The organism is Streptococcus mitis SK575, assembly GCF_000257865.1.
Taxonomy (GTDB): Bacteria; Bacillota; Bacilli; order Lactobacillales; family Streptococcaceae; genus Streptococcus; species Streptococcus mitis_CQ.
The window spans coordinates 16,558-39,560 of the sequence record NZ_AICU01000005.1; the positions used below are offsets into that span (position 1 = coordinate 16,558).

Below are 23,003 nucleotides of genomic sequence, written 5' to 3' on the forward strand. Positions count from 1 at the left end.
AAAGTCTTCCTAGAAGGCTATTTTCATAGGGGAAAATATGGTATAATAAAAAGATAAGGTAAAGGTAAAAATATGGCTAAATTGATTCCGGGGAAAGTCCGTATCGAAGGCGTTGCCCTTTATGAAACTGGTAAGGTTGACATTATCAAGGAAAAGAACAATCGGCTCTACGCTCGCGTTGCAGAAGAAGAACTGCGCTATAGTTTAGAGGATGATTTGGTTTTTTGTGCCTGCGATTTTTTCCAAAAGAGGGGCTACTGTGTGCATTTGGCAGCGCTGGAGCATTTTCTAAAAAATGATGAGCGTGGTCAGGAAATTTTGCAGAGTCTGGAAGAAGGTCATGAAGAAAAAGAGGCCGTTGAAACCAAGGTGACCTTGGGTGGCAAATTTTTGGACCGAATCTTGTCTCCAAAATCAGACCGATTCTATGAATTATCGGCTGTGGGTCAGGTGGAAGCAGGAACCAATCATATCTTGTGGACCCTGAGAATCGGGCAAATCAATAGCCAAAAATACTATGTCATTCGGGATATTCCACTCTTTTTAAGGATTGTCGAGCAGAGAAAGTCTTATATGATTGGCAAGATTTATGAGGAGTCTCTTTCTTGGGAAGTCTTTGATGAGGCCAGTCAAGAACTTCTGACTTTCTTGCGAGGACTGATGGAGGAAGGACAGGCTCCAGACCTCTTTTTCCAAAACCAAGGTCGGCACCTCTTTTTCCCTCTGACTTTTTTTGAGCAGGGTGTGAATTTACTGATGACCTTGCCGCATTTTCAATTTGACCATCAAGTGGATAGCTATCAGACTCTGCTTTTTCAGGATATGCATGCTGATGCTAATTTATTTGCCTTTACAGTAACAGAATACTCGGATTATTTTGAAATGGAAATCAGTGAGAGTCCAAGGGTCAATGTCTTTTATCAGGGAGCTGTGCTTTTCCATAAAGGTCAGGTTTATTTTCTAACAGACCAGCAGATGCGTCTTCTCAAGGAAATTAAAGCGCTACCTGTGGATCAACATGGAAAGAAATACCTGCAATTTGATAGCAGTGACCGAGATAAGTTGGCTTCTTGTCTAACGCTCTTTAGCCAGATGGGGATTGTTTCAGCTCCAGAACGGCTACAAATCAAAACCTTTACGCCCTCTTTTTACTTTGACAGGGAAGAAGATAATCGGATTCGTTTAGAAATTCAGTTTGATTATGGGGATAGGCAGGTATCAAGCCGACAAGAGTTAGAAGAATTACCATTTTCGAGTGACGCGGACTTAGAAGAAAGAATTTTCCAAGTCTGTTTGGCTGCGGGCTTTGAAGCCGATTTTCAATCTTGGCGTCAGGCCATAAAAGCAGAGTCTGTCTATCATTTCTTCAACGAAATTATTCCAGTCTTTGAAAAACTCGGGAATGTTGACCTATCAGATAAGCTAGAAGAGATTTATAGTCTAGCAAGTCCTCAAGTGCAGATTGCTTCCAAGGGAGGTCTCTTGGAAATCCAGTTTGATTTTCAAGATATTGCCCAAGAGGAAATCGACCAAGCCATGCAGGCCTTGGTTGCCAATCGAGATTTTTATATTGATTCGTCTAATCAAGTCTACTTTTTTGATGAAGAAACCAAGAAAATTCGCCAAAATCTACAGGAGCTGGGGCAGTTTGAACTAAAAGATGGCTCCTTACAGACTCGGAAATCTTTGGCCTATAGTTTAGCTCATCTTTTTGAGGGGCGTGACCGTGTTTCTTTTTCACAAGAATTCCAGAATCTGGCTCATGATTTGACGCATCCAGAGGACTTCCCTAGACAAACAACTCAAGTTCAGGCTGACTTGCGAGATTATCAGGAAAAGGGAATCGGCTGGCTGCAAATGCTCCATCATTATGGTTTTGGTGGGATTTTGGCTGACGATATGGGACTTGGTAAAACCCTGCAGACCATTGCTTTTTTAACCAGTCAAGTGACAAAAGAAAGTCGGGTTTTGATTTTAGCGCCGTCAGGTTTGATCTACAACTGGGCAGATGAATTTAGAAAATTTGCCCCACAGTTGGATTTGGCTGTCGTTCATGGTTTGAAAGCTAGTCGTGGGGAGATTCTTGCCGAGTGCCATCAAATCTATGTGACGAGCTATGCTACCTTCCGTCAGGACAGTGATCTTTATCAGGGGATGGCCTTTGACTTCCTTTTCTTAGATGAAGCTCAGGTCATGAAAAATGCTCAGACCAAGATCGCTCAGAGTTTGCGCCAGTTTGTGGTGCCAGCAGTCTTTGCTTTGTCAGGTACGCCTATCGAAAATCATTTAGGAGAGTTGTGGTCTATCTTCCAAATTGTGCTTCCAGGGCTCTTGCCAAGTAAAAAGGAGTTTATGAAATTACCGGCTGACCGAGTCGCGCAGTTTATCAAGCCTTTCGTCATGAGGCGTAAGAAAGAAGAAGTTCTTACAGAACTGCCTGATCTGATCGAAGTCGTCTATAAAAATGAACTGGAAGACCAACAGAAGGCTATCTATCTAGCCCAGTTGCAACAGATGCGAGACCGCCTAGCGCAAGTGACAGATCAAGAATTCCAGAGAAGTCGGGTAGAAATCTTATCTGGACTCATGCGTTTGCGCCAGATCTGCGATACGCCTGCTCTCTTCATGGACGATTACCAAGGAGCTAGTGGTAAATTGGATAGTCTTCGAGATTTATTGCTACAAGTGGCTGATGGTGGGCATCGGGTCTTGATTTTCTCCCAGTTCAAAGGAATGTTGGAAAAAATCGAGCAAGAACTCCCAGACTTGGGCTTGACCTCCTTCAAAATCACAGGTTCAACTCCTGCTCATGACAGACAGGAGATGACCAAGGCCTTTAACCAAGGGGAAAGAGATGCCTTTCTCATCTCCCTTAAGGCGGGTGGTGTTGGTCTCAATCTAACGGGAGCTGATACGGTTATTTTGGTTGACCTTTGGTGGAATCCCGCTGTCGAAGCCCAGGCTATCGGACGTGCCCATCGTATGGGACAGGAGCAGAAGGTAGAGGTTTATCGCTTAATTACAAAAGGAACCATTGAAGAGAAAATCCAAGAACTTCAAGAACAAAAGAAACATTTGGTTTCCCAAGTTTTAGATGGTACGGAGTCGCGTGCGAGTCTCAGCCTGGCAGAAATTCGTGAAATTTTGGGAATTTCTGAAGCCAGCACTTGAAAAATCAAGACAATACGCTATAATGAAGTGTTGAAAGGAAATACAAAATGAAACAAGATCGATTTCCATTGGTGTCAGATGATGAGATCATGCTGACCAAAATGCCAGTCATGGACTTGTACGATGAGTCAGACTTTATTAGCAATATCAAAGGTGATTACCGCGATAAGAACCATTTGGAATGGTCTCCTATCAATGAGGAAGAAACCGTAGTTTCTCCAGTGGTTAACAAGGAGTCGAAGCCAAGCCCAGAACCTAAAAAAGTTGAAAAAACCTATGCTGAATTGGCTCGAGAAGAGGCGCGTGCGGACTTAAAGAAGAAACGTTCAGCCAAGTATTTGACTCAGGATGTTAGTCATACTAGACGACACAATGGTTCAACACTTGTTCGTCAAGGAAACCAACCAACAGCACCATTTCAAAAGGAAAATCCAGGTGAGTTTGCCAAATTTAGTAAAAACTTGAGCCAGTCTCACTATATCTTAGCTGAGGAGGTTGGCCAAGTGGCGAATCCAACTCCGAAAAACCAAACGGAAAAAGCTAAAAAGAACAACTACGATTTTCTAAAGAAGAGTCAAATCTATAATAAAAAGAATAAGCAAACAGAACAGGAACGTCAGGTTGCCCAAGAGTTGAATCTGACAAGAATTACTGAGTAGGGGAGAAAAGCATGTCAAACACATATCATTTTATTGGAATCAAGGGATCAGGGATGAGTGCCCTAGCCTTGATGTTGCACCAAATGGGACACAAGGTTCAAGGTTCAGATGTTGAAAAATATTACTTTACTCAACGTGGTCTAGAGCAGGCAGGGATTGCCATTCTTCCTTTTGATGAAAAGAACTTACAAGGTGATGTGGAGATTATCGCGGGAAACGCCTTCCGTCCAGATAACAACGTTGAAATCGCCTATGCGGACCAAAATGGCATCAGCTATAAACGTTATCACGAATTCCTCGGTAGCTTTATGCGCGACTTTGTCAGCATGGGAGTGGCAGGAGCACATGGAAAAACTTCAACAACAGGTATGTTGTCACACGTCTTGTCTCACATCACAGATACCAGCTTCTTGATTGGTGACGGGACAGGTCGTGGTTCAGCTAATGCTAAATATTTTGTCTTTGAATCTGACGAATATGAGCGTCATTTCATGCCTTACCACCCAGAATACTCTATCATCACCAACATTGACTTTGACCATCCAGACTATTTCACAAGTCTAGAGGATGTTTTCAATGCCTTTAACGACTATGCCAAACAAATTACCAAGGGTCTTTTTGTCTATGGTGAAGATGCAGAATTGCGTAAGATTACAGCCAATGCTCCGATTTATTATTATGGTTTTGAAGCTGAAGGCAATGACTTTGTAGCTAGTGACCTTCTTCGTTCAACAACTGGTTCAACCTTCACAGTTCATTTCCGTGGACAAGAATTGGGTCAATTCCACATCCCAACCTTTGGTCGTCACAATATCATGAATGCGACAGCCGTTATTGGTCTTCTTTACACAGCAGGCTTTGATTTGAACTTGGTGCGTGAACACTTGAAAACATTTGCTGGTGTTAAGCGTCGTTTCACTGAGAAAATTGTCAATGACACAGTGATTATCGATGATTTTGCCCACCATCCAACAGAAATCATTGCGACCTTGGATGCGGCTCGTCAAAAATACCCAAGCAAGGAAATCGTAGCAATCTTCCAACCGCATACCTTTACAAGAACCATTGCCTTGTTGGACGACTTTGCTCATGCTTTAAACCAAGCAGATGCTGTTTACCTAGCACAGATTTATGGGTCAGCTCGTGAAGTGGACCATGGTGATGTCAAGGTAGAAGACCTAGCCAATAAGATTGACAAGAAACATCAAGTGATCACTGTTGAAAATGTATCTCCACTCCTAGACCATGATAATGCTGTTTATGTCTTTATGGGAGCAGGAGACATCCAAACCTATGAATACTCATTTGAACGTCTCTTGTCTAACTTGACAAGCAATGTTCAATAGGATGTTCCCATGGAAATTCCAATTAAGATTATTCAGGCAAGTAAGTCTGATTTGGCTGAGATAGAGGCAATTCAAACTTCGTCTTTTCCAGCTGAACAGCAGCAACCTTCCCATATTTTAGAAGAAAGTATCCGTAAGTGTGCGGATACCTTTCTTCTAGCTAGGGATGAAAATCGACTTTTAGGCTATATTCTATCAAGTCCCCAGTCAGACAATCCGCAATGTCTAAAAATACATTCTTTAGTCATCGAGGCTGACCATCAGAGACAGGGCTTGGGAACACTTTTTCTTGCAGCCTTGAAAGAGGTGGCAGTTGAGCTGGATTACAAAGGGATTCGTTTGGAGAGTCCTGATGAGTTGCTTTCTTATTTTGAAATGAACGGTTTCATTGATGAAGAAACTTCCCTTTATGCAACTAGTCAGGGTTATAGTATGATTTGGTTTAATCCTTTTTATCTGGAGGCACAATGAAAATTAGACCAGCAAGATTAGAAGATTTGGATCGGATTGTCGAGATTGAACTAGAGAATTTCTCGGTAGAAGAAGCCATTCCTCTCTCGGTTTTTGAAGCGCATTTGCGAGAAATTCAGACCTCGTTTCTGGTTGCAGAAAAAGAGGGTAAGATTATTGGGTATATAGAAGGACCAGTTGGCCTCCAACGCCATCTGCAAGATCACTCTTTTACAGAAGAGATAGAAGATCATAGTCATGAGCCTGGTGGCTATATCTCTGTGACCTGTCTGTCTATTGCCAAGGAAGCACAGGGACTCGGACTGGGTCAGAAATTGCTAACAGCCTTGAAAGAACTGGCTCTTGAACACGAAAGAGAAGGTATTAATTTAACCTGTCATGACTATCTCATCGCCTACTATGAAAAGAATGGATTTGTCAATGAAGGTCTGTCTCAGTCAACCTTTGCAGGGGAAACCTGGTATGATATGGTCTGGGAAGCTAAAAAATAGGCTAGAAAAGCATGCTAGGTTGCTTTTCTTTCGTTTTTAAGATATAATATTATGGATTGTCAACGAGGAGGAAAAACTTTTGAGTGAAAAATCAAGAGAAGACGAAAAATTAAGCTTTAAAGAGCAGATTTTACGTGATTTAGAACGAGTTAAAAAACATGAAGAAGATCAGGAAGAAGTTAATTTAGCTTCAATAAAACCCCAACTTTCTTCTAAAAATGATCAGTCAATAGAAGATTTGATGGAAGATTCTCTATCAGCTGTAGAGGATATTATGAGAAACGCTCCTACCGTGCCGACTCACCCCAGCCAAGATTTACCAGCTTCTCCATCAGATGAGATAAAAAGAGAAACTCTTACTGTTCCAAGCCATCCAAGTCAAGATGTTCCTTCTTCTCCAGCAGAAGAGGCTGCAAGACAAGCTTCACTTACTCCTAGTCACCCGAGTCAAGAAGGACCTTCTACTCCATCAGCGGAAGGAGTATCAAGACCAACTCCAGGACCTGTTAGTCCTAGAAACGTAGAGAAGGAATTTAATGAAATCCCAACAAGGGTAGCTGTTTCTTATAAGACAGAAGGTCAGAGAGAGGTAAAAAGAGAAGTTCCTATTTCAAAACCAGTAGTGGAAAAGAAAGCTGTAGAAGAAATGCCTGCAACTCCACGTCGTAGCCGTCGTGAGACAGTTCAGCCTACTAAGAAGAAAAAATCAGGATTCAAGGCCTTCTTCATTTCTCTGCTGATTTTCCTAGGTTTGATTTCAGCAGGTGGTTACTTCGGTTATCAGTATGTTCAGTCATCTTTACAGCCTATAGATGCTTCATCTAAACAATATGTGACAGTGCAAATCCCAGAAGGAGCCAATGTTCAAACAATTGGTTCAACTCTTGAAAAGTCTGGCTTGATTAAACATGGAGTTATTTTTGCTTTTTATGCGAAATATAAAAATTATTCAGATTTGAAGTCTGGCTATTACAATTTGCAAAAGAGCATGAGTACAGAAGATATCATTCACGAACTACAAAAAGGTGGAACAGCTGAAGCTCAAGAACCTGCGCTTGCGAATTTAACAATTCCAGAAGGTTATACGATTGATCAAATTGCACAAGCAGTAGGTCAATTGCAAGGTGAATTCAAAGAGCCTTTGACAGCTGATGCTTTCTTGTCTAAAGTTCAAGATGACAACTTTATCAGTCAAGAAGTTGCCAAATATCCTAGTCTACTTGAAAGCTTGCCTACAAAGGAAAGTGGCGTTCGTTATCGTTTAGAAGGTTTCCTCTTCCCAGCTACTTACTCTATCAAGGAAAGTACAACGATTGAAAGCTTGATTGATGAGATGCTGGCAACCATGGACAAGACTTTGGCGCCTCATTATAGTGCGATTAAGTCTAAAAACTTGACAGTCAATGAATTGTTGACCATTGCTTCACTGGTCGAAAAAGAAGGTGCTAAGACTGAAGATCGTAAGTTGATTGCAGGTGTATTCTACAATCGCTTGAATCTTGGTATGCCACTTCAAAGCAATATTGCCATCTTGTATGCCCAAGGAAAACTTGGTCAGAAGATTAGTCTTGCTGATGATGCTGGAATTGATACGACAATTAATTCACCGTATAATGTTTATACTAAAGCTGGTTTGATGCCAGGTCCAGTAGATAGTCCAAGTTTGGATGCCATCGAGGCAAGTATTAATCAGACTAAGAGTGATAACTTATACTTTGTAGCTAATGTTACAGATGGCAAGGTCTATTATGCTGCTACCCAGGAAGAGCATGATCGTAATGTCGCTGAACATGTCAACAGCAAATTAAACCAAACAAACTAAAATTATGTGATGCTTCACATAATTTTCTTTAGAAAATATCATCAGAAGAAAGTTGAGAAAAATGGCAGAAAAAACATATCCTATGACCCTAGCGGAAAAGGAAAAACTTGAAAAAGAATTAGAAGAATTGAAATTGGTTCGCCGTCCAGAAGTGGTAGAACGCATTAAGATTGCCCGTTCATACGGTGACCTTTCTGAAAACAGTGAATACGAAGCAGCTAAGGATGAACAAGCATTTGTCGAAGGACAAATCTCTAGCTTAGAAACAAAAATCCGTTATGCTGAAATCGTCAATAGTGACTCAGTTGCTCAAGATGAAGTAGCGATTGGTAAAACAGTTACTATCCAAGAAATTGGTGAGGACGAAGAAGAAGTTTATATTATCGTAGGTTCAGCGGGTGCGGATGCCTTTGCAGGTAAGGTCTCAAATGAAAGCCCAATTGGACAAGCCTTGATTGGCAAGAAAACAGGTGACACAGCAACCATTGAAACACCTGTTGGTAGCTATGATGTAAAAATCTTGAAGGTTGAAAAAACAGCCTAAAAACAGAAAAAAGGAGTGGGGAGGCAGTGCGCTTCACTCACTCCTTTTTCCATTTTAAATTGAATTGGAGACGATATGAGTTCAAAGAAGAAAAAAAATAAGATGGAGCGTGGTCTGACCAATCGTCACGTACAGGTTATGGCCATTGCTGGAACAATCGGAACAGGACTTTTTTTGGGAGCAGGTCGCTCTATCAGCCTAACAGGTCCTTCTATTGTACTGATTTATATGATTACTGGGGCTTTTATGTTCCTCATGATGCGTGCGGTTGGGGAAATGCTCTACCAAGACCCTGAGCAACATACCTTTATCAACTTTATCACGCGCCATTTGGGTAAGGGTTGGGGTTATTTCTCGGTTTGGTCTTACTGGCTATCTGTTGTCTTTATCGGTATGGCGGAAATCACTGCTATCTCTCACTATGTTCAGTTTTGGTTTCCTAGCTGGCCCAGCTGGATGATTGAGATTGGGTTTTTGACCATTCTAGCCTTGGTCAATCTGATTGCGGTGAAGCTCTTTGGGGAAGTTGAGTTTTGGTTTGCTATGGTCAAGATTGTGGCTATTTTAGCTATGATTGCGACAGGAGTCTTTATGGTCTTGACAGGCTTTAAGACACCTCATGGAGTAGCAAGTTTAGCTAATATCGCCGACAATTTCTCCCTCTTCCCAAATGGTGGAGTGAACTTTGTTATGGCTTTCCAGATGGTTTTCTTTGCCTACCTCATGATTGAGTTTATCGGGGTAACGACTTCAGAAACAAAAAATCCACGCCAGGTCTTGCCAAAAGCCGTTAAGGAAATTCCTCTACGAATCGTCTTTTTCTATGGTGGAGCTCTCTTGGCCATTATGTCTATTATTCCATGGCGTGAACTTGCTTCAGCTGATTCTCCTTTTGTAACAGTATTTGAATTGGCCGGTATCAAGTGGGCAGCGGCCTTGATTAACTTCGTCGTTTTGACGTCAGCAGCATCTGCTCTTAACTCAACTCTTTATTCAACAGGACGTCATTTGTACCAGATTGCCCATGATTCGCCAAATCGCTTCCTAAAGGCAATTAAAGCAGATACTCTCTCTCGCCATAATGTGCCACAAAATGCTATTATTGCTTCAGCAATCTTGATTGCCCTAGCAGCCTTTATTAATGTCTTGCCAGGTGTTTCGGATGCCTTTGCCTTGATTACAGCATCATCATCAGGTGTTTATATTGCCATTTATATTTTGATTATGGTGGCTCACCTTAAATACCGCAAGTCACCAGACTTTATGGCGGATGGCTATCTCATGCCTCACTATCGTTTCTTAAATCCTTTGACCATGCTCTTCTTTGCCTTTGTCTTTGTAACCCTCTTTTTACAAGAGTCTACATTTGTAGGAGCAATCGGTTCAGCTATCTGGATTATCGGTTTCGGGATTTATAGCCAGTGGAAATTTAGAAAATAGATTAAGAACTCATCAACTCAGGTTGGTGAGTTTTTCCTTTAAAATAAAGATAAAAAAGCGCCAGAGTCTAAAGTGACTTTGGTGCTTTGAAGTTATAAACATTTTGCTCCAGACTGATGTTGTTAGTTATTCCTCATCTTCTGTAGGGAATGGAATACCAGTTTTATTCAGTCGTTGAACTTGTTGGATGAATGAATTTTTCATTGTAAACATATTTGCTAATGGGAAGAGGTCGTTTTGGGCATCAATGTAATGAAGAAGAGTATTAGCTCGTTCAATACCCTTTGGGTTATTTTGTCGAAGCAGATTGAAAACTTCGTACATGTTCACCAAAAATAGATTATAAAATGAAAATTGAGTGAAATTATCTTGAGTTAGTAATAATTTTAGTTTATAGATAAGTTTTTCTGCTTTCTCGTAATATCCACAACGAGAGTAAGCACTAATCAAATTGATCAATGGACTAACGTGGAGTATTGAATAATATGCACTTTTAGATTTTGAGTTTTCTAAATTCTTACTGATTACTTTTTCTAGGTACTCAAGAAACTTTTCTTCAAAAGGTAGATTTACTATATTAAACAGAGTGTCTAAAATGAGAAAATCATATGTATAGAAAGTTTCTAACCTAGAAATATAGTTTATTAGGTTGTCAATAGCTTCTAATTCATCAGGTGTAAATAGCTCTAATTTCTTTGAACTATTTGCTATGCGTATGAGCATAATATAATAGTCTAACGGCTTGCTCCAATCTTTTTTCCCTCCAAGTATTTTTCTAGCTTTTATAAAATCGTTGTTAACAATAGCTATCCAGATATCATATACTTTCTGGAAATTTTCTTTCTGAGTTTCAAATAATTCTTCGATATCAGAAGTTTCCACATTTAGTTTATTTAATAAATAAAAAAATGTATCAACTTTAACAGTAGCGAGTCCTTTTTCAAAACGACTGAGATTATTGGGGGTAATTGCATCACCAGCAGCCTCTTTGAGGCTCATATTGCGATCTTGACGGATTCTTTGAATGATTTCTCCATAGTGTTTCGATTCCATGACAGTCTCCTTAAGTATTATTGGTTTTATTATAACTTAAATTTCTCCATTTTTGAAAAAAACTATTGTTTTTAGTAGATTTTTTTTGAAAATCGGGGGGAGGGGATAAAATTCTACTATTTTCGGTAGAAATATCCAAAAAGGGGATTATTTACTGTATACTATACAAAAAAATAAAAAGGAGCCAATATGAAGAAAAAAGATATTTTATTAAGCGCTGGCTTAACAACTATTCTTGTTGGTGCTGGTGCTGTAAATACAACTGTCCATGCGGAAGAGGTTGATTCTGGTCAACCCAAGCCTACGGTGAAGACGACCCCTGTTCATGTTACTGTACAAGACGTTAAAAATGCTAAAGCTGATGTAGATAAGGCGCAAGCTGATGTCGACGCAAAACAAGGTACTGTTGACCAAGCAAAAGCTGACAAGGTAAAAGCTGATGACAAAATTGACTCAATCAATAAAGACATCGACACTGCTAATAACGCAAACAAAATTATCAATGCTCAAAACGATATTATCGCTAGCAAAACAGCTGACAAGACAAACGCAACAAACGATTTGAATACCGCTAAAGATGGTGAACGTGATGCGCATACAGCACTAGATAATGCTAACACCGCAAAAACAGAGGCTGATAATGCTCGTGACGCTAAGAAAGCTGATGTTGATACGAAACAAGCAGACCTTGACGCAATCACAGATGCTAACGTGCGTAAAAATATCACAAACACAACTGATAAAATTTCAAACGTTGATAATGATTTGAATGCGAAAGGTGCTCAAATCACAGCTACAGACGCTAAAATTGCTGCGAAACAAGGTGAAATCGATAGCTATAGAGTTAAAGTTATTTCAACTGATTTGAATCCGGATGAACGTAACCATACAGCTCACGACAACCTAGATGATTATGCGTATAACCATGGACCATATCGTAACAAACAAATGGAACCTGTCAATTTCCAAGGTGTGGACATTGTGGAAATTGATGCCACACAAGATATGATTGATTTCACGAATGCAGTAGCTGCTTATAACAAAGAACCATATGATCCGACAACTCGTAAGTATAAAGAACGACCAACATATCGTTATAAAGTAGATAACAAAGGTATTTCAGAAGCCTTTGCCAAATTGCTCAACCAACTACGCGTCAATAACGGCTTATTGGGTAATATAGTAGTTGACGATGAATATCTTGCATATGCGCAAAAACGCGCGAATGAAATGCAAAACACGGGCATTTTGAGTCATAACACAAACTTACAATCACCGAGTGACAAACCTCGCGTACAACCGGAAAATGATGTCGAAAACATTTCAGGCGGTGGTTATGGACAACTTTCAGGTCGTGACGGCGAGTATTTATTATTCTATCGAATTGTGACAAATGAAACATTAGCCTACGAAAGGTTACTAGGTTGGTATTCTGACTATAAAAATCTTCTAGGTAATAGCTATGGTCACCGTCGTAATTTGTTAGCCCCAATGGGTGGTAAAATGGGTCTAGCTATGTCCACAGTTAATGGTAAAGAAAAGACAACATACTTTACGTCTTTCAACGTGTTAGCGAGTACTGGTAACACTTATGGATGGGACGAAGATTATCAAATACTTTACCTAGTGACTAAAAGCGATTCCGAAATAAAATATCGGGCGAACGTCAGCTCATTCAACGAAGCAGATCCGATGCATCCAACTTTCTATGGTAAGACCATGAAATTCATTGCAGACACTCATTATGTGTTTGTTAAACGTCAAGTGATTGATGACCGACCAAAAATGCAAGCTGAGTTGGACGCATTGCAAGCTCAAAAAGCGACACAAGAACGCGAACGTGACGCCTTAGTTGCTAAGAAAGCAAACTTGACTCAAGAATTAGACGCATTAAATGCTCAATTGAACGATATTGCTACAGCGCGTACAGATGCAACCACAGCTCTAAATCAAGCAAAATCTGATTTGACAACACTGACAACAACCGCTCAAGATAAAGCAGATGCAGTTGTTCAAAAACAAGGTGAATTGGATATAGCAACAGCTCGCGTAAATGATGTAACAGAACGTATCAACGCAATTCAACGTGAAATCGATGCAGCAACAAGTAAACGTGATGACGCTATGCGTGTCAAAGCACAATTGCCACAATTGCGCGCAAGTCTAGCACAGGCAGAAGCTGACAAGACAAACGTGGAACAACGCATTACAGCGGCTGAACAAGACTTGTCGGATGCAAAAGCTCGATTGAGACGAGCACAAGCTGACCACAAACACAAGTCTGATATCTTTTCAATCGATAAGATGCTGAATGTATATACTGATGGTAACCGTGTCATTTCAGCAACGCCAAAAGTTGCCCCAACAGTAGATGAATTACCTGCATTGGATATCACATCTGATATCCCAAGTGATTTAAATACAAAACAAAATCCTGATGGTATCGGTGCGACACCAAAAGTAGCTCCGACAGTAGATGAATTACCAGTATTGGATATCACAGATGATATTCCGAGTGATTTGAATACGCAACAAAACCCAGATGGAATTGGTGCAACACCAAAAGATGCTCCAAAAGTGGATGAGTTACCAGAATTGGATCCAAGTGCTATCATTGATAAGCCATCAGATAAGCCATCAGATAAGCCATCAGATAAGCCATCAGATAAGCCATCAGATAAGCCAGCGGATAAACCAGCGGATAAACCAGCGGATAAACCAGCGGATAAGCCAACGGATAAGCCAGCGAATAAGCTAGCAGATAAACCAACGGATAAACCAGCGGACAAGCCATCAGATAAACCATCAGATAAGCCAGCGGACAAGCTAACGGATAAACCATCAGATAAGCCAGCGGACAAGCCAACGGATAAACCATCAGATAAGCCATCAGATAAACCAGCGGATAAGCCAGCGGACAAACCATCAGATAAATCATCAGACAAGCCAGCAGAACAACATGCGTTACCAAATACTGGAAGTCAAGTGAGCCTACTAGCTTTATTAGGATATGGCTTCTTGGCAGGATTAGGAATTGTTTTAAAGAAAAAAGAGGGATAAACATTGAAAAAGAAAGTTGCCTTTGTATTATCGTTAGCAACGAGCCTATTGCTTTTGGTGGCCTGTTCCTCAGCAGATGGAACTTATGTCTACCAAGGTAGTATGCCATTTATGGAAGAAGTAACCGTGACCATCCAAATCAAGGGTGATAAGGGACAAGTTCATACAAAAGGAAAAACAATTGGTTTCCTAACAGAGGGTAAGCAAACAGAGCAGACAGATGAGATGAAGGTCAACCAGAAAGAAAAGACCTTTGAATTGTCTTCAATGAAACTAGGTTATGAGATCAAAGGTGGAGAGCTGACCATTACTTCAGATCCGACTGGTATATTGGCTGGCAAATCTTTTAAAAAGAAATAAAGGAGGTATTATGTCCCAAAAAAGCATTTTAAGTGGCTTGTTATTGGCTGGCTCAGTCATTTTATTAGCAGCCTGTGGTCAACAGGCTAGTCAGACGAGTGGGGGAGAGTCAACTGACGCTACAGTCCAAACCAGTGCTTCAGAAGATAAAAAAGCTGAACAACCAAAGATTAATTACCATGTGGCTTATCAAAATGTTTTGGAATCTTATAAAGAGAGGGTTAAGACAGCACAGGCTAAACAAATGCCTCAGTCTTCCTCAGATGATAAAGAGGAATCTTATATTAATTCCATTTTATTTGATTATGATGGAATAGATATCGCTTATACTTTTTATGATATCAATAAGGATGGGAAAAAGGAATTACTGATTAAGCAAGATAAGATTTTACTTGGAATTTATTATCTGACTGATCAAGGAACTCTGCTAGTGAAGTCTGGTGGAGTTGCTGGAAGAGGTGGAGAACGTCGTATACTTATTCCTTATGAGAACGGTGCGATTTCTTATCTAAATTTCAATTCTCCTAGACCTGAGGCCATTGCTAAAACTTATCTCTTTGTAGATGGCCGTTACCAGGAAGCCAGTTCAGTTAACTATGATTTGAGAGAAACCAAGGACCCTTCAAGTTTACAAGGGCTAGATGGGATTAAAAAGATTGATTTGGAAGGCTTGAACTGGATGAGTTTTGATGATGCTTCAGCTAGTCGTCCCTTTATTGACCTAGAGGAGCAGGCTAAGGAACCTGGTGCTCACCTGGCTGAGATTTACCAGAAAAACTTCAGCAGTATCAAAGGAACTTGGAAGAATAACAATGGTGTAGAAGTCACTTTTGATGAAAATGGTTTTACAAATGGGTTAGTCTTGACTGACACAGTACCTAAGATTGTAAATAATATGGTTCGATTTGGTATGACCACAAGCAGTGGTGTTGGTGGTGCTTCGGTTATACTCATTCCAAAAGGAGTTGTACATCCAGATAATAATGTAGGTGATACTGTTTTCAAAGATGCATCAGACAGTAGCAAGGATCGTTTGTTAATTACCCAAAGTGTGGATACATTGTCCAATCCAAACGAATTTTATTATAAGGTTAGTGAATAAAAAGGAGAAATAGAAGATGAAACTAAAACATGTATTGACAGGATCAGTGATGGGGTTGAGCCTCGTAACAGCAGGAGTTATCACAACAAGTGTACTCCCTACAAGCAGTGTAGAAGCTGCAGAATACCGTAAGATTTATGCAGATGTAACTGCACAGATGGGACTAGATGGAAATTTGTACTTGGAAATTGTTGGAGATCGTCCTGATGTAACTGTTGCAACTGAGCAGTATAAGGCTGTTGAAATTTTAGAAGCTAATACAGGACGGGTAGTAAATCCAGAAACTTTCATTCTTACTAAACCAGTTACAAATGGGGAAGCTAAGAAAAATGTTGGTAGAGCAAAGTTTGGTTTATCTCTGCAAGGTGGGAAACCTTACCCAGATGGAACTTATTTGGTTTCGTTTAAGGATTGGACGCTTGCACACGAATCGGGTTACTTCACTTTAGTTGGAGCTATTAAATTGACAATTAAAGATGGAGAATTTGTTAAATACGAAAAAGTTAACTTAAAGCCAACAGCAACACCTGAGCCAAAAACTCCAGAACAACCAAGTGGAAAGAATGGTTGGGTAGGTCGTTCTTACTATCAAAATGGCCAAAAAGTTTTTAGCAAATGGATCTATGATTCACAGTATAAGTCATATTTCTATTTGAATGCTGCTGGTGAGTATGTAGAAAATGCTTGGGTAGGGAACTACTATCTCAAATCAGGTGGTTACATGGCTAAGAGTGAGTGGATTTATGATTCTAATTATGGATCTTACTATTACTTGACATCAGAAGGAAGCTATGCGCGTAATGCTTGGTCAGGAAGTTATTACCTCAAATCAAATGGTAAGATGGCTAAGAGCGAGTGGATTTATGACAATGATTACAAATCATATTACTATTTGACATCAGAAGGTAGCTACGCTCGTAACAAATGGGTGGGAGATTATTACCTTAAATCAAATGGTAAAATGGCTGTTAGCGAACGTACACCAGATGGTTACCGTGTAGATGGATCTGGTAAATGGATCAAATAATTCCATTTTGGTTATACAAAGGAGATTTTAAGTGGAAGAGTTGGAAAATAAGGTAAACGAAGAGACTTCAAATAACACAGAAGTTTCGGAGCAAGAGACAAGCGTTAAGCAGGAAAGTGAACATGCCAATCCTGTAGCTCCTGTCCCAAGTCAGTTAGGATTTGTGGATAAGGTAAAACACATCATTGAGACACGACGTAAGGAAACTCTTGGTGTACTGATTGCTCTTGGACTTACTATTATTGCTTTTGTAGGTTATAACTTTTATCAAGGGCAACCTAAAAGTTTAACAAAAGAAGTTAGGGTTGAATTTTCAGGTTATTCAGAGTCAGGAACCTTGACCTATAATGAAGAAGTGATTGCGGCTATGGTTAAGGAACTATCCTACAAAAAGGCTGGCTTTAATAAGGAACAAGCTCAAGCCCTTGCCCAGAATGATCCTGTAGCCTTATCAGCCTTGGCAACCAATCCACAATTAGCCTCAAAGGCTTCTCTAGCTAAGGCTATGATTAGTAGTGTCCGCTACGAGTTTGATAAGAAAAGTGAGTTAAAAAATGGGGATGAAGTGACTTTCACAGTCACAACGACTTCGCAAAACTCACCTGTTAAAGCTGAAAAGAAATCATTTAAGGTTGAAACACTGAAGGAATATGAAAAAGTTTCAAAAGAAGAACTCTTAAAACTAACTCCTTTAAGTTTTGAAGGTTTCAATGGCTATGGTCGAGTTTCTATTCCTAAAACAAAAGATGAGGAAGATATCTTCACTATTGATGGTAATTCTGATGCCAATGATTTGAAAAATGGAGATAACATCAAACTTGTGGTTCGTGACTACTATTTGACAAAATTGAAAAAAGAAGGGAAAGTACCTGCAGAAAAGAGTTTTGAAGTTCCAGTTTCAGGCCTAAAAGAGGTCAGTGAAATTAAGGAATTAAAGGATATTCTTAAGAAAATTGATGACTACAGTAAGTCTGAAAACAAGAATAATTCTTCATCTTCTTATACCCTAGAACCACAAGGAACATTCTTAGGAGTATTTTCATCAAGTAACAGTGCTTATGAAAATGTAATTGTTATAAGTATTCTCTATAAGGTCACTGAGACCAAATCTGATGGATCTAAAGATACTAATTATAAAGATTATAGTTATGCTGCAGGAGTCAAAAAAGATGGCAGTGTAGATATGGATAAGCTAGAGAAAGCCCAGTTTAATACTACGACAGATTTAGAAGGGTTGAAGTCCTATTTATCGAATTATAAATTAAAAGAATATAAGCAGTGATAGTATTAAATTTGAAACTCATCAACTCAGATTGGTGGGTTTTTGCTAATTTGACAGTCTATTGAAATAAGGCTATAATCAAGCTGTATCAGTTTTCGAGGAGGTTTGGATGTACTTTAGATTGGAAAATAAGGAATCCCAGAAGGCGCAAGAAATAGGGAATTTGATTCGTGCTTATAACCGTTCCAAAAGAGAAGAGGCTGAGAGTGAGCCATTGAATCTTTATGTTGAAGATGAAAAAGGCAATCTTCTGGCAGGCTTGGTAGCTGAGACTTTCGGAAATTGGCTAGAAATCGAGTATTTATTTGTAAAAGAGGAACTGAGAGGGCAAGGAATCGGTTCAAAGCTATTGCAGCAAGCAGAAACTGAAGCTAAGAATCGAAACTGTCGTTTTGCTTTTGTCAATACCTACCAGTTTCAAGCTCCAGATTTTTATAAAAGGCATGGCTACAAAGAAGTCTTTACCTTACAAGACTATCCCTATATTGGGCAAAGATATTATTACCAAAAGGATTTGTGACCTAGACTTCTATCCTTTGAAGAGGAGCTTAGCTAAGTATCAAATAAGAACGAATACTCTTTATCATGTAAGATGATAGAGAGTTTTTTTGTTAATAAAATATTACAAAATGACATTTATATATTGCATTAAGTTAGATATATGGTATAATATTTTTAAAAGAAGCGCAACTTTTTAAAATGTTGAAGGAGGACGCTAGTGACTAAAAATTTAAAATTAAAATTAGCTCGGGTGGAGCGTGATTTAACACAAGGGGATTTGGCAGAAGCTGTAGGTGTTACTAGGCAGACTATAGGTCTGATTGAAGCTGGGAAATACAATCCTAGTCTCTCCCTCTGCCAGTCTATTTGCAGATGCTTAGGCAAAACTTTAGATCAATTATTTTGGGAGGAAGAAGATGAAAAATAGAAAGAAACTTGTGATTAAAGATGAACGTACGGAAAAATTGGACGGAAACATTTCAGGAGAAATTCTCTTGGGAATTTGCCTATTTTTGGCACTGGAAATTTTTGCCAAAGTTTATATTTTCAATTTAACACTTTTGTCCTATTTACCAGAATTACTTTTATTGATTGGAGTCGGTTTGTATGCCATTATTCGCCGCATGTATGTTGGAATTGACATTCGAGATATTGTTGAGAATACTGGAAAAGAAAGAATTTTATCTGCTTTGGGATTCTCTATAGTGATTTTATTGATTGATATCGTTGGCAATCGCGAGGAACTGGTCAATCTATTGACTTGGAAGTACTCCCTAAAAGTGGTTCTAGCAGTTATCATCTATCTCGTTGGGAGTTTTTCTATGGATAGAGTTATCCTATACTTGAATCGCAGAAATCAGCAAGTTTGGGAGGAAGAAGATGGTAAATAAATTCATTCATTATCAATTACTTGACGAAAGAGAAGAACAACTAATCAATAAAGCTGGGGCAGAGTCTTTTTCACTCTTTATTGGGCTTGTACTTCTAAGCTATTTGGTGGCAGTGTTGGCTCCATCTCTTTTTAATTCGAATTTTCTAGTCTATACTCTGATAGTAGGAATTTTCTTCTTTTTCAATCGTGCCCGTTATCTGGGAGTGACCTACTATAGTCGTTTTCATTTTACGATTTTGGGTTGTTTTTTCCTAACCTTGGCGATTACGGCTCTTTTGATGTTGCAGAATTATCAATTCAATATAGAAATTTATCAGCACAATCCTTTGAACCTTAAATACCTATCTGCTTGGGCAATTACTTATGTCATTTACCTTCCTTGGGTTTTTATCGGCAATCTTGGTCTGAAGAGCTATGGAGAATGGGCTCAGAAAAAATTTGAACAAGATATGGATGAACTGGAGAGTGGAGAATAGCTTGTTACTCTTTTCTCAATCCAGCTAAAATGTGATATAATAGTACTAATTTATTGGAATACATGAAAGTTTTTGAAAATTTTTATGGGTTTCTAGTTAAGGAAGTAGGAAAAGTATGTATCCAGATGATAGTTTGACATTGCACACGGACTTGTACCAGATCAACATGATGCAGGTTTACTTTGACCAAGGAATTCACAATAAAAAGGCGGTCTTTGAGGTGTATTTCCGCCAACAGCCTTTTAAGAATGGCTATGCAGTTTTTGCAGGTTTGGAAAGAATTGTGAATTATCTAGAAGACTTGCGTTTTTCAGATAGTGATATTGCCTATTTGGAGTCGCTTGGTTATCATGGGGCATTCTTGGACTATCTCCGCAATTTCAAGTTGGAGTTGACCGTTCGTTCTGCCCAAGAAGGAGACTTGGTTTTTGCTAATGAACCGATTGTACAGGTGGAAGGCCCTCTAGCTCAATGTCAGTTGGTTGAAACGGCTCTTTTGAACATCGTCAACTACCAGACCTTGGTGGCGACTAAGGCAGCTCGTATTCGTTCAGTCATTGAGGATGAGCCTTTGATGGAGTTTGGGACACGTCGGGCGCAAGAAATGGATGCAGCTATCTGGGGAACACGCGCAGCGGTGATTGGTGGTGCCAATGGGACCAGCAACGTGCGTGCTGGTAAACTCTTTGACATTCCTGTCTTGGGTACTCATGCTCATGCCTTAGTACAGGTTTATGGTAACGACTATGAGGCCTTTAAGGCTTACGCTGCGACCCACAAGAATTGTGTCTTTCTTGTGGATACCTATGACACCCTTCGTATCGGTGTGCCAGCTGCTATTCAGGTGGCGCGTGAGCTGGGTGACCAGATTAACTTTATGGGTGTGCGGATTGACTCTGGGGATATTGCCTACATTTCTAAGAAAGTCCGTCAGCAATTGGACGAGGCTGGATTTACAGAGGCTAAGATTTATGCTTCTAATGATTTGGATGAAAATACCATCCTCAACCTCAAGATGCAAAAGGCCAAGATTGATGTCTGGGGTGTGGGAACCAAGCTGATTACAGCCTATGATCAGCCAGCTCTTGGGGCAGTTTATAAGATTGTTGCAATTGAAGATGAAAATGGCCAGATGCGCAATACCATCAAGCTGTCAAATAATGCTGAAAAAGTGTCTACGCCAGGTAAGAAGCAGGTGTGGCGCATTACCAGTCGTGAAAAAGGCAAGTCAGAGGGTGACTACATCACTTATGATGGTGTTGATGTGAGTGACATGACAGAAATCAAGATGTTCCATCCGACCTATACTTATATCAAGAAGACAGTTCGTAATTTTGACGCTGTTCCTCTCTTAGTGGATATCTTCAAAGACGGAAAATTGATTTACAGCTTGCCTAGTTTGACTGAGATTCAGGACTATGCTCGTAAGGAATTTGACAAGCTTTGGGATGAGTATAAGCGTGTTCTCAATCCTCAGCACTATCCAGTGGATTTGGCGCGTGATGTATGGCAAGATAAGATGGACTTGATTGACAAAATGCGTAAGGAAGCCCTTGGTGAAGGAGAAGAAGAATGAGTTTGCAAGAAACGATTATCCAAGAGCTGGGTGTCAAACCAGTGATTGATGCCCAGGAAGAAATCCGTCGTTCCATTGATTTCTTAAAAAGATACTTGAAAAAACACCCCTTCCTTAAAACTTTTGTACTAGGGATTTCTGGAGGGCAGGACTCGACTTTAGCAGGACGTTTAGCTCAATTAGCTATGGAAGAACTGCGAGCAGAGACAGGGGATGATAGCTACAAATTTATTGCTGTCCGCCTGCCTTATGGAGTACAAGCCGATGAAGAAGATGCTCAAAAAGCCCTAGCATTCATCCAGCCAGATGTCAGCTTGGTTGTGAATATCAAGGAATCAGCTGATGCCATGACGGCAGCAGTTGAAGCGACAGGTAGTTCTGTTTCAGACTTTAACAAGGGCAATATCAAGGCACGTTGCCGTATGATTGCTCAGTATGCCCTTGCTGGTTCCCATAGCGGAGCGGTCATTGGAACAGACCATGCTGCGGAAAATATCACAGGTTTCTTTACCAAGTTTGGTGACGGTGGTGCGGATATTCTCCCTCTTTATCGTCTCAATAAGCGTCAAGGAAAACAACTCTTGAAGGAACTTGGTGCAGACCCAGCCCTTTATGAAAAAATCCCAACAGCAGACCTAGAAGAAGACAAACCAGGTCTGGCTGACGAAGTTGCACTTGGAGTCACTTATGAAGAGATTGACGACTACCTAGAAGGCAAAACAATCAGCCCAGAAGCCCAAACGACTATCGAAAACTGGTGGCACAAAGGTCAACATAAACGCCACCTACCAATCACCGTATTTGATGATTTTTGGGAGTGAAAACCTCCACTGGAGGTTTTCAGCCCGAGCCTAGAAATGAGAAAGCGAAGAAGATCCGGGGGACCTTTTTACCCCGAGTTTAGAAATAAGAAAATGAGGAACCTCCAGTGGAGGTTTTTACGCCGAGCATGGAAACAAGTAAGCGAGGAAGGTCCGTGGGACCTTTTTAGATTATTGTCTTGAGATTCGAAAGCAAAACAAATTTCAATGGTGACTGGATAGAGAATCATCTATTAGAAAGCGAGGTAGCGTCATGAAAGCAATCGGTACGCAAATCTTGCAGACAGACCGTTTAATTTTGAGACGATTTGTGGAGAGTGATGCAGAAGCTATGTTTCAGAATTGGGCTTCATCTGCTGAGAATCTGACCTATGTCACCTGGGAACCTCATCCTGATGTCGAGGTGACTCGAAACTCGATTCGTAATTGGGTTGCCTCCTATACAAATCCCAACTATTACAAATGGGCTATCTGTCTCAAAGAAAATCCTGAGCAAGTGATAGGAGATATCAGCATCGTTGAAATGGATGAGAACGATTCTTTTTGTGAAATTGGCTATGTTTTAGGCAAGGCTTACTGGGGACTTGGGATGATGACAGAGGCCTTAAAAGCTGTCTTAGATTTTTGTTTTACTCAATCAGGCTTTCAAAAAGTTAGAGCACGATATGCCAGTCTCAATCCAGCTTCAGGTTGTGTCATGGAGAAGGCTGGAATGTCCTATCTAAAGACTATTACCAATGGTGTGGAGAGAAAAGGCTATCTTGCGGATCTTATTTATTATCAGATAAGTAGGGAAGACTGTTAAGCTTAAAATTTATTGCTTATCCACTGTTCTTATTTTTTTCATTTATCCTTTCTTTTCCGAATAAATAGATAGAGTCAGTGAATCTAGTAAAACTAGATTTAATA

Annotated in this window: 20 protein-coding genes and 3 pseudogenes; 22 read left to right on the forward strand and 1 reads right to left on the reverse strand. The window is 40.0% G+C overall.

Features of this window, described 5'->3' with window-relative positions:
* Positions 1 to 72: 72 nt before the first annotated feature.
* From HMPREF1048_RS02940 to HMPREF1048_RS02975, 9 genes and pseudogenes are all read left to right on the forward strand, one after another.
* Positions 73 to 3,171, forward strand: a complete 3,099-nt coding sequence (locus HMPREF1048_RS02940) for a pilus expression-regulating Snf2 family helicase (RefSeq protein WP_001096277.1) — start codon at positions 73 to 75, stop codon at positions 3,169 to 3,171.
* 47 nt (positions 3,172 to 3,218) lie between these two features.
* Positions 3,219 to 3,830 carry a divisome accessory protein ZapJ gene (locus tag HMPREF1048_RS02945; protein ID WP_000806742.1) on the forward strand — a complete coding sequence of 204 codons (612 nt, stop codon included), beginning with the start codon at positions 3,219 to 3,221 and terminating at the stop codon, positions 3,828 to 3,830.
* A gap of 11 nt (positions 3,831 to 3,841) precedes the next feature.
* A complete protein-coding gene (gene murC, locus HMPREF1048_RS02950) occupies positions 3,842 to 5,176 on the forward strand; it encodes a UDP-N-acetylmuramate--L-alanine ligase (RefSeq protein WP_000072838.1) in 1,335 nt (444 codons plus the stop codon).
* Positions 5,177 to 5,185: 9 nt separating this feature from the next.
* Positions 5,186 to 5,647, forward strand: a complete 462-nt coding sequence (locus tag HMPREF1048_RS02955) for a GNAT family N-acetyltransferase (protein ID WP_000405274.1) — start codon at positions 5,186 to 5,188, stop codon at positions 5,645 to 5,647.
* Positions 5,644 to 6,138, forward strand: a complete 495-nt coding sequence (locus HMPREF1048_RS02960) for a GNAT family N-acetyltransferase (RefSeq protein WP_000702377.1) — start codon at positions 5,644 to 5,646, stop codon at positions 6,136 to 6,138. Before HMPREF1048_RS02955 ends, HMPREF1048_RS02960 begins: the two co-directional genes overlap by 4 nt.
* Before the next feature lie 79 nt (positions 6,139 to 6,217).
* Positions 6,218 to 6,551: pseudogene (locus tag HMPREF1048_RS13670) on the forward strand (endolytic transglycosylase MltG); the annotation flags it as partial.
* A gap of 71 nt (positions 6,552 to 6,622) precedes the next feature.
* Positions 6,623 to 7,960: pseudogene (gene mltG, locus HMPREF1048_RS02965) on the forward strand (endolytic transglycosylase MltG); the annotation flags it as partial.
* Between the two features lie 61 nt (positions 7,961 to 8,021).
* Complete coding sequence (greA, locus tag HMPREF1048_RS02970; protein WP_000818750.1) at positions 8,022 to 8,504, forward strand: transcription elongation factor GreA; 483 nt, start codon at positions 8,022 to 8,024, stop codon at positions 8,502 to 8,504.
* Between the two features lie 75 nt (positions 8,505 to 8,579).
* Entirely contained in the window at positions 8,580 to 9,944 is a 1,365-nt protein-coding gene (locus tag HMPREF1048_RS02975) for an amino acid permease (RefSeq protein ID WP_000095648.1), read from the forward strand.
* 126 nt (positions 9,945 to 10,070) lie between these two features.
* Here the strand turns inward: HMPREF1048_RS02975 and HMPREF1048_RS02980 are convergent, their stop codons facing one another.
* Positions 10,071 to 10,997: a helix-turn-helix domain-containing protein gene (locus HMPREF1048_RS02980; protein WP_000444070.1), complete on the reverse strand. Its 927-nt coding sequence runs from the start codon at positions 10,995 to 10,997 to the stop codon at positions 10,071 to 10,073.
* Between the two features lie 1,005 nt (positions 10,998 to 12,002).
* Here HMPREF1048_RS02980 and HMPREF1048_RS13675 point away from each other — a divergent pair.
* The 13 genes and pseudogenes from HMPREF1048_RS13675 to HMPREF1048_RS03040 all read left to right on the forward strand — a co-directional run.
* Positions 12,003 to 12,539: pseudogene (locus HMPREF1048_RS13675) on the forward strand (CAP domain-containing protein); the annotation flags it as partial.
* 762 nt (positions 12,540 to 13,301) lie between these two features.
* Entirely contained in the window at positions 13,302 to 14,057 is a 756-nt protein-coding gene (locus tag HMPREF1048_RS13680) for an LPXTG cell wall anchor domain-containing protein (RefSeq protein WP_419992001.1), read from the forward strand.
* A 3-nt stretch (positions 14,058 to 14,060) separates the two neighbouring features.
* The gene (locus tag HMPREF1048_RS02990) at positions 14,061 to 14,417 is read left to right on the forward strand and encodes a hypothetical protein (protein ID WP_000730919.1); all 357 of its coding nucleotides are present in this window, start codon (positions 14,061 to 14,063) and stop codon (positions 14,415 to 14,417) included.
* A gap of 10 nt (positions 14,418 to 14,427) precedes the next feature.
* Positions 14,428 to 15,519 carry a DUF6287 domain-containing protein gene (locus HMPREF1048_RS02995; RefSeq protein WP_000078903.1) on the forward strand — a complete coding sequence of 364 codons (1,092 nt, stop codon included), beginning with the start codon at positions 14,428 to 14,430 and terminating at the stop codon, positions 15,517 to 15,519.
* 16 nt (positions 15,520 to 15,535) lie between these two features.
* Positions 15,536 to 16,546, forward strand: coding sequence for a PspC-like choline-binding domain-containing protein (locus HMPREF1048_RS03000; RefSeq protein ID WP_000768286.1), 1,011 nt, complete (start codon positions 15,536 to 15,538; stop codon positions 16,544 to 16,546).
* A gap of 31 nt (positions 16,547 to 16,577) precedes the next feature.
* A complete protein-coding gene (locus tag HMPREF1048_RS03005; RefSeq protein WP_000391734.1) occupies positions 16,578 to 17,828 on the forward strand; it encodes a hypothetical protein in 1,251 nt (416 codons plus the stop codon).
* Between the two features lie 109 nt (positions 17,829 to 17,937).
* Entirely contained in the window at positions 17,938 to 18,348 is a 411-nt protein-coding gene (locus tag HMPREF1048_RS03010; RefSeq protein ID WP_000273901.1) for a GNAT family N-acetyltransferase, read from the forward strand.
* Between the two features lie 198 nt (positions 18,349 to 18,546).
* Positions 18,547 to 18,756, forward strand: a complete 210-nt coding sequence (locus HMPREF1048_RS03015) for a helix-turn-helix transcriptional regulator (protein WP_000164725.1) — start codon at positions 18,547 to 18,549, stop codon at positions 18,754 to 18,756.
* Positions 18,746 to 19,219: a DUF6773 family protein gene (locus HMPREF1048_RS03020; RefSeq protein WP_000797307.1), complete on the forward strand. Its 474-nt coding sequence runs from the start codon at positions 18,746 to 18,748 to the stop codon at positions 19,217 to 19,219. The genes HMPREF1048_RS03015 and HMPREF1048_RS03020 overlap by 11 nt, the downstream gene beginning before the upstream one ends.
* A complete protein-coding gene (locus tag HMPREF1048_RS03025) occupies positions 19,209 to 19,697 on the forward strand; it encodes a DUF6773 family protein (protein ID WP_000247409.1) in 489 nt (162 codons plus the stop codon). The genes HMPREF1048_RS03020 and HMPREF1048_RS03025 overlap by 11 nt, the downstream gene beginning before the upstream one ends.
* 115 nt (positions 19,698 to 19,812) lie before the next feature.
* Positions 19,813 to 21,273 carry a nicotinate phosphoribosyltransferase gene (locus HMPREF1048_RS03030; protein ID WP_000283116.1) on the forward strand — a complete coding sequence of 487 codons (1,461 nt, stop codon included), beginning with the start codon at positions 19,813 to 19,815 and terminating at the stop codon, positions 21,271 to 21,273.
* On the forward strand, positions 21,270 to 22,094 hold the full coding sequence (nadE, locus tag HMPREF1048_RS03035) for an ammonia-dependent NAD(+) synthetase (protein ID WP_000058039.1): 825 nt from the start codon (positions 21,270 to 21,272) through the stop codon (positions 22,092 to 22,094). The genes HMPREF1048_RS03030 and nadE overlap by 4 nt, the downstream gene beginning before the upstream one ends.
* Positions 22,095 to 22,347: 253 nt before the next feature.
* Complete coding sequence (locus HMPREF1048_RS03040) at positions 22,348 to 22,899, forward strand: GNAT family N-acetyltransferase (protein WP_000643811.1); 552 nt, start codon at positions 22,348 to 22,350, stop codon at positions 22,897 to 22,899.
* Positions 22,900 to 23,003 lie beyond the last annotated feature (104 nt).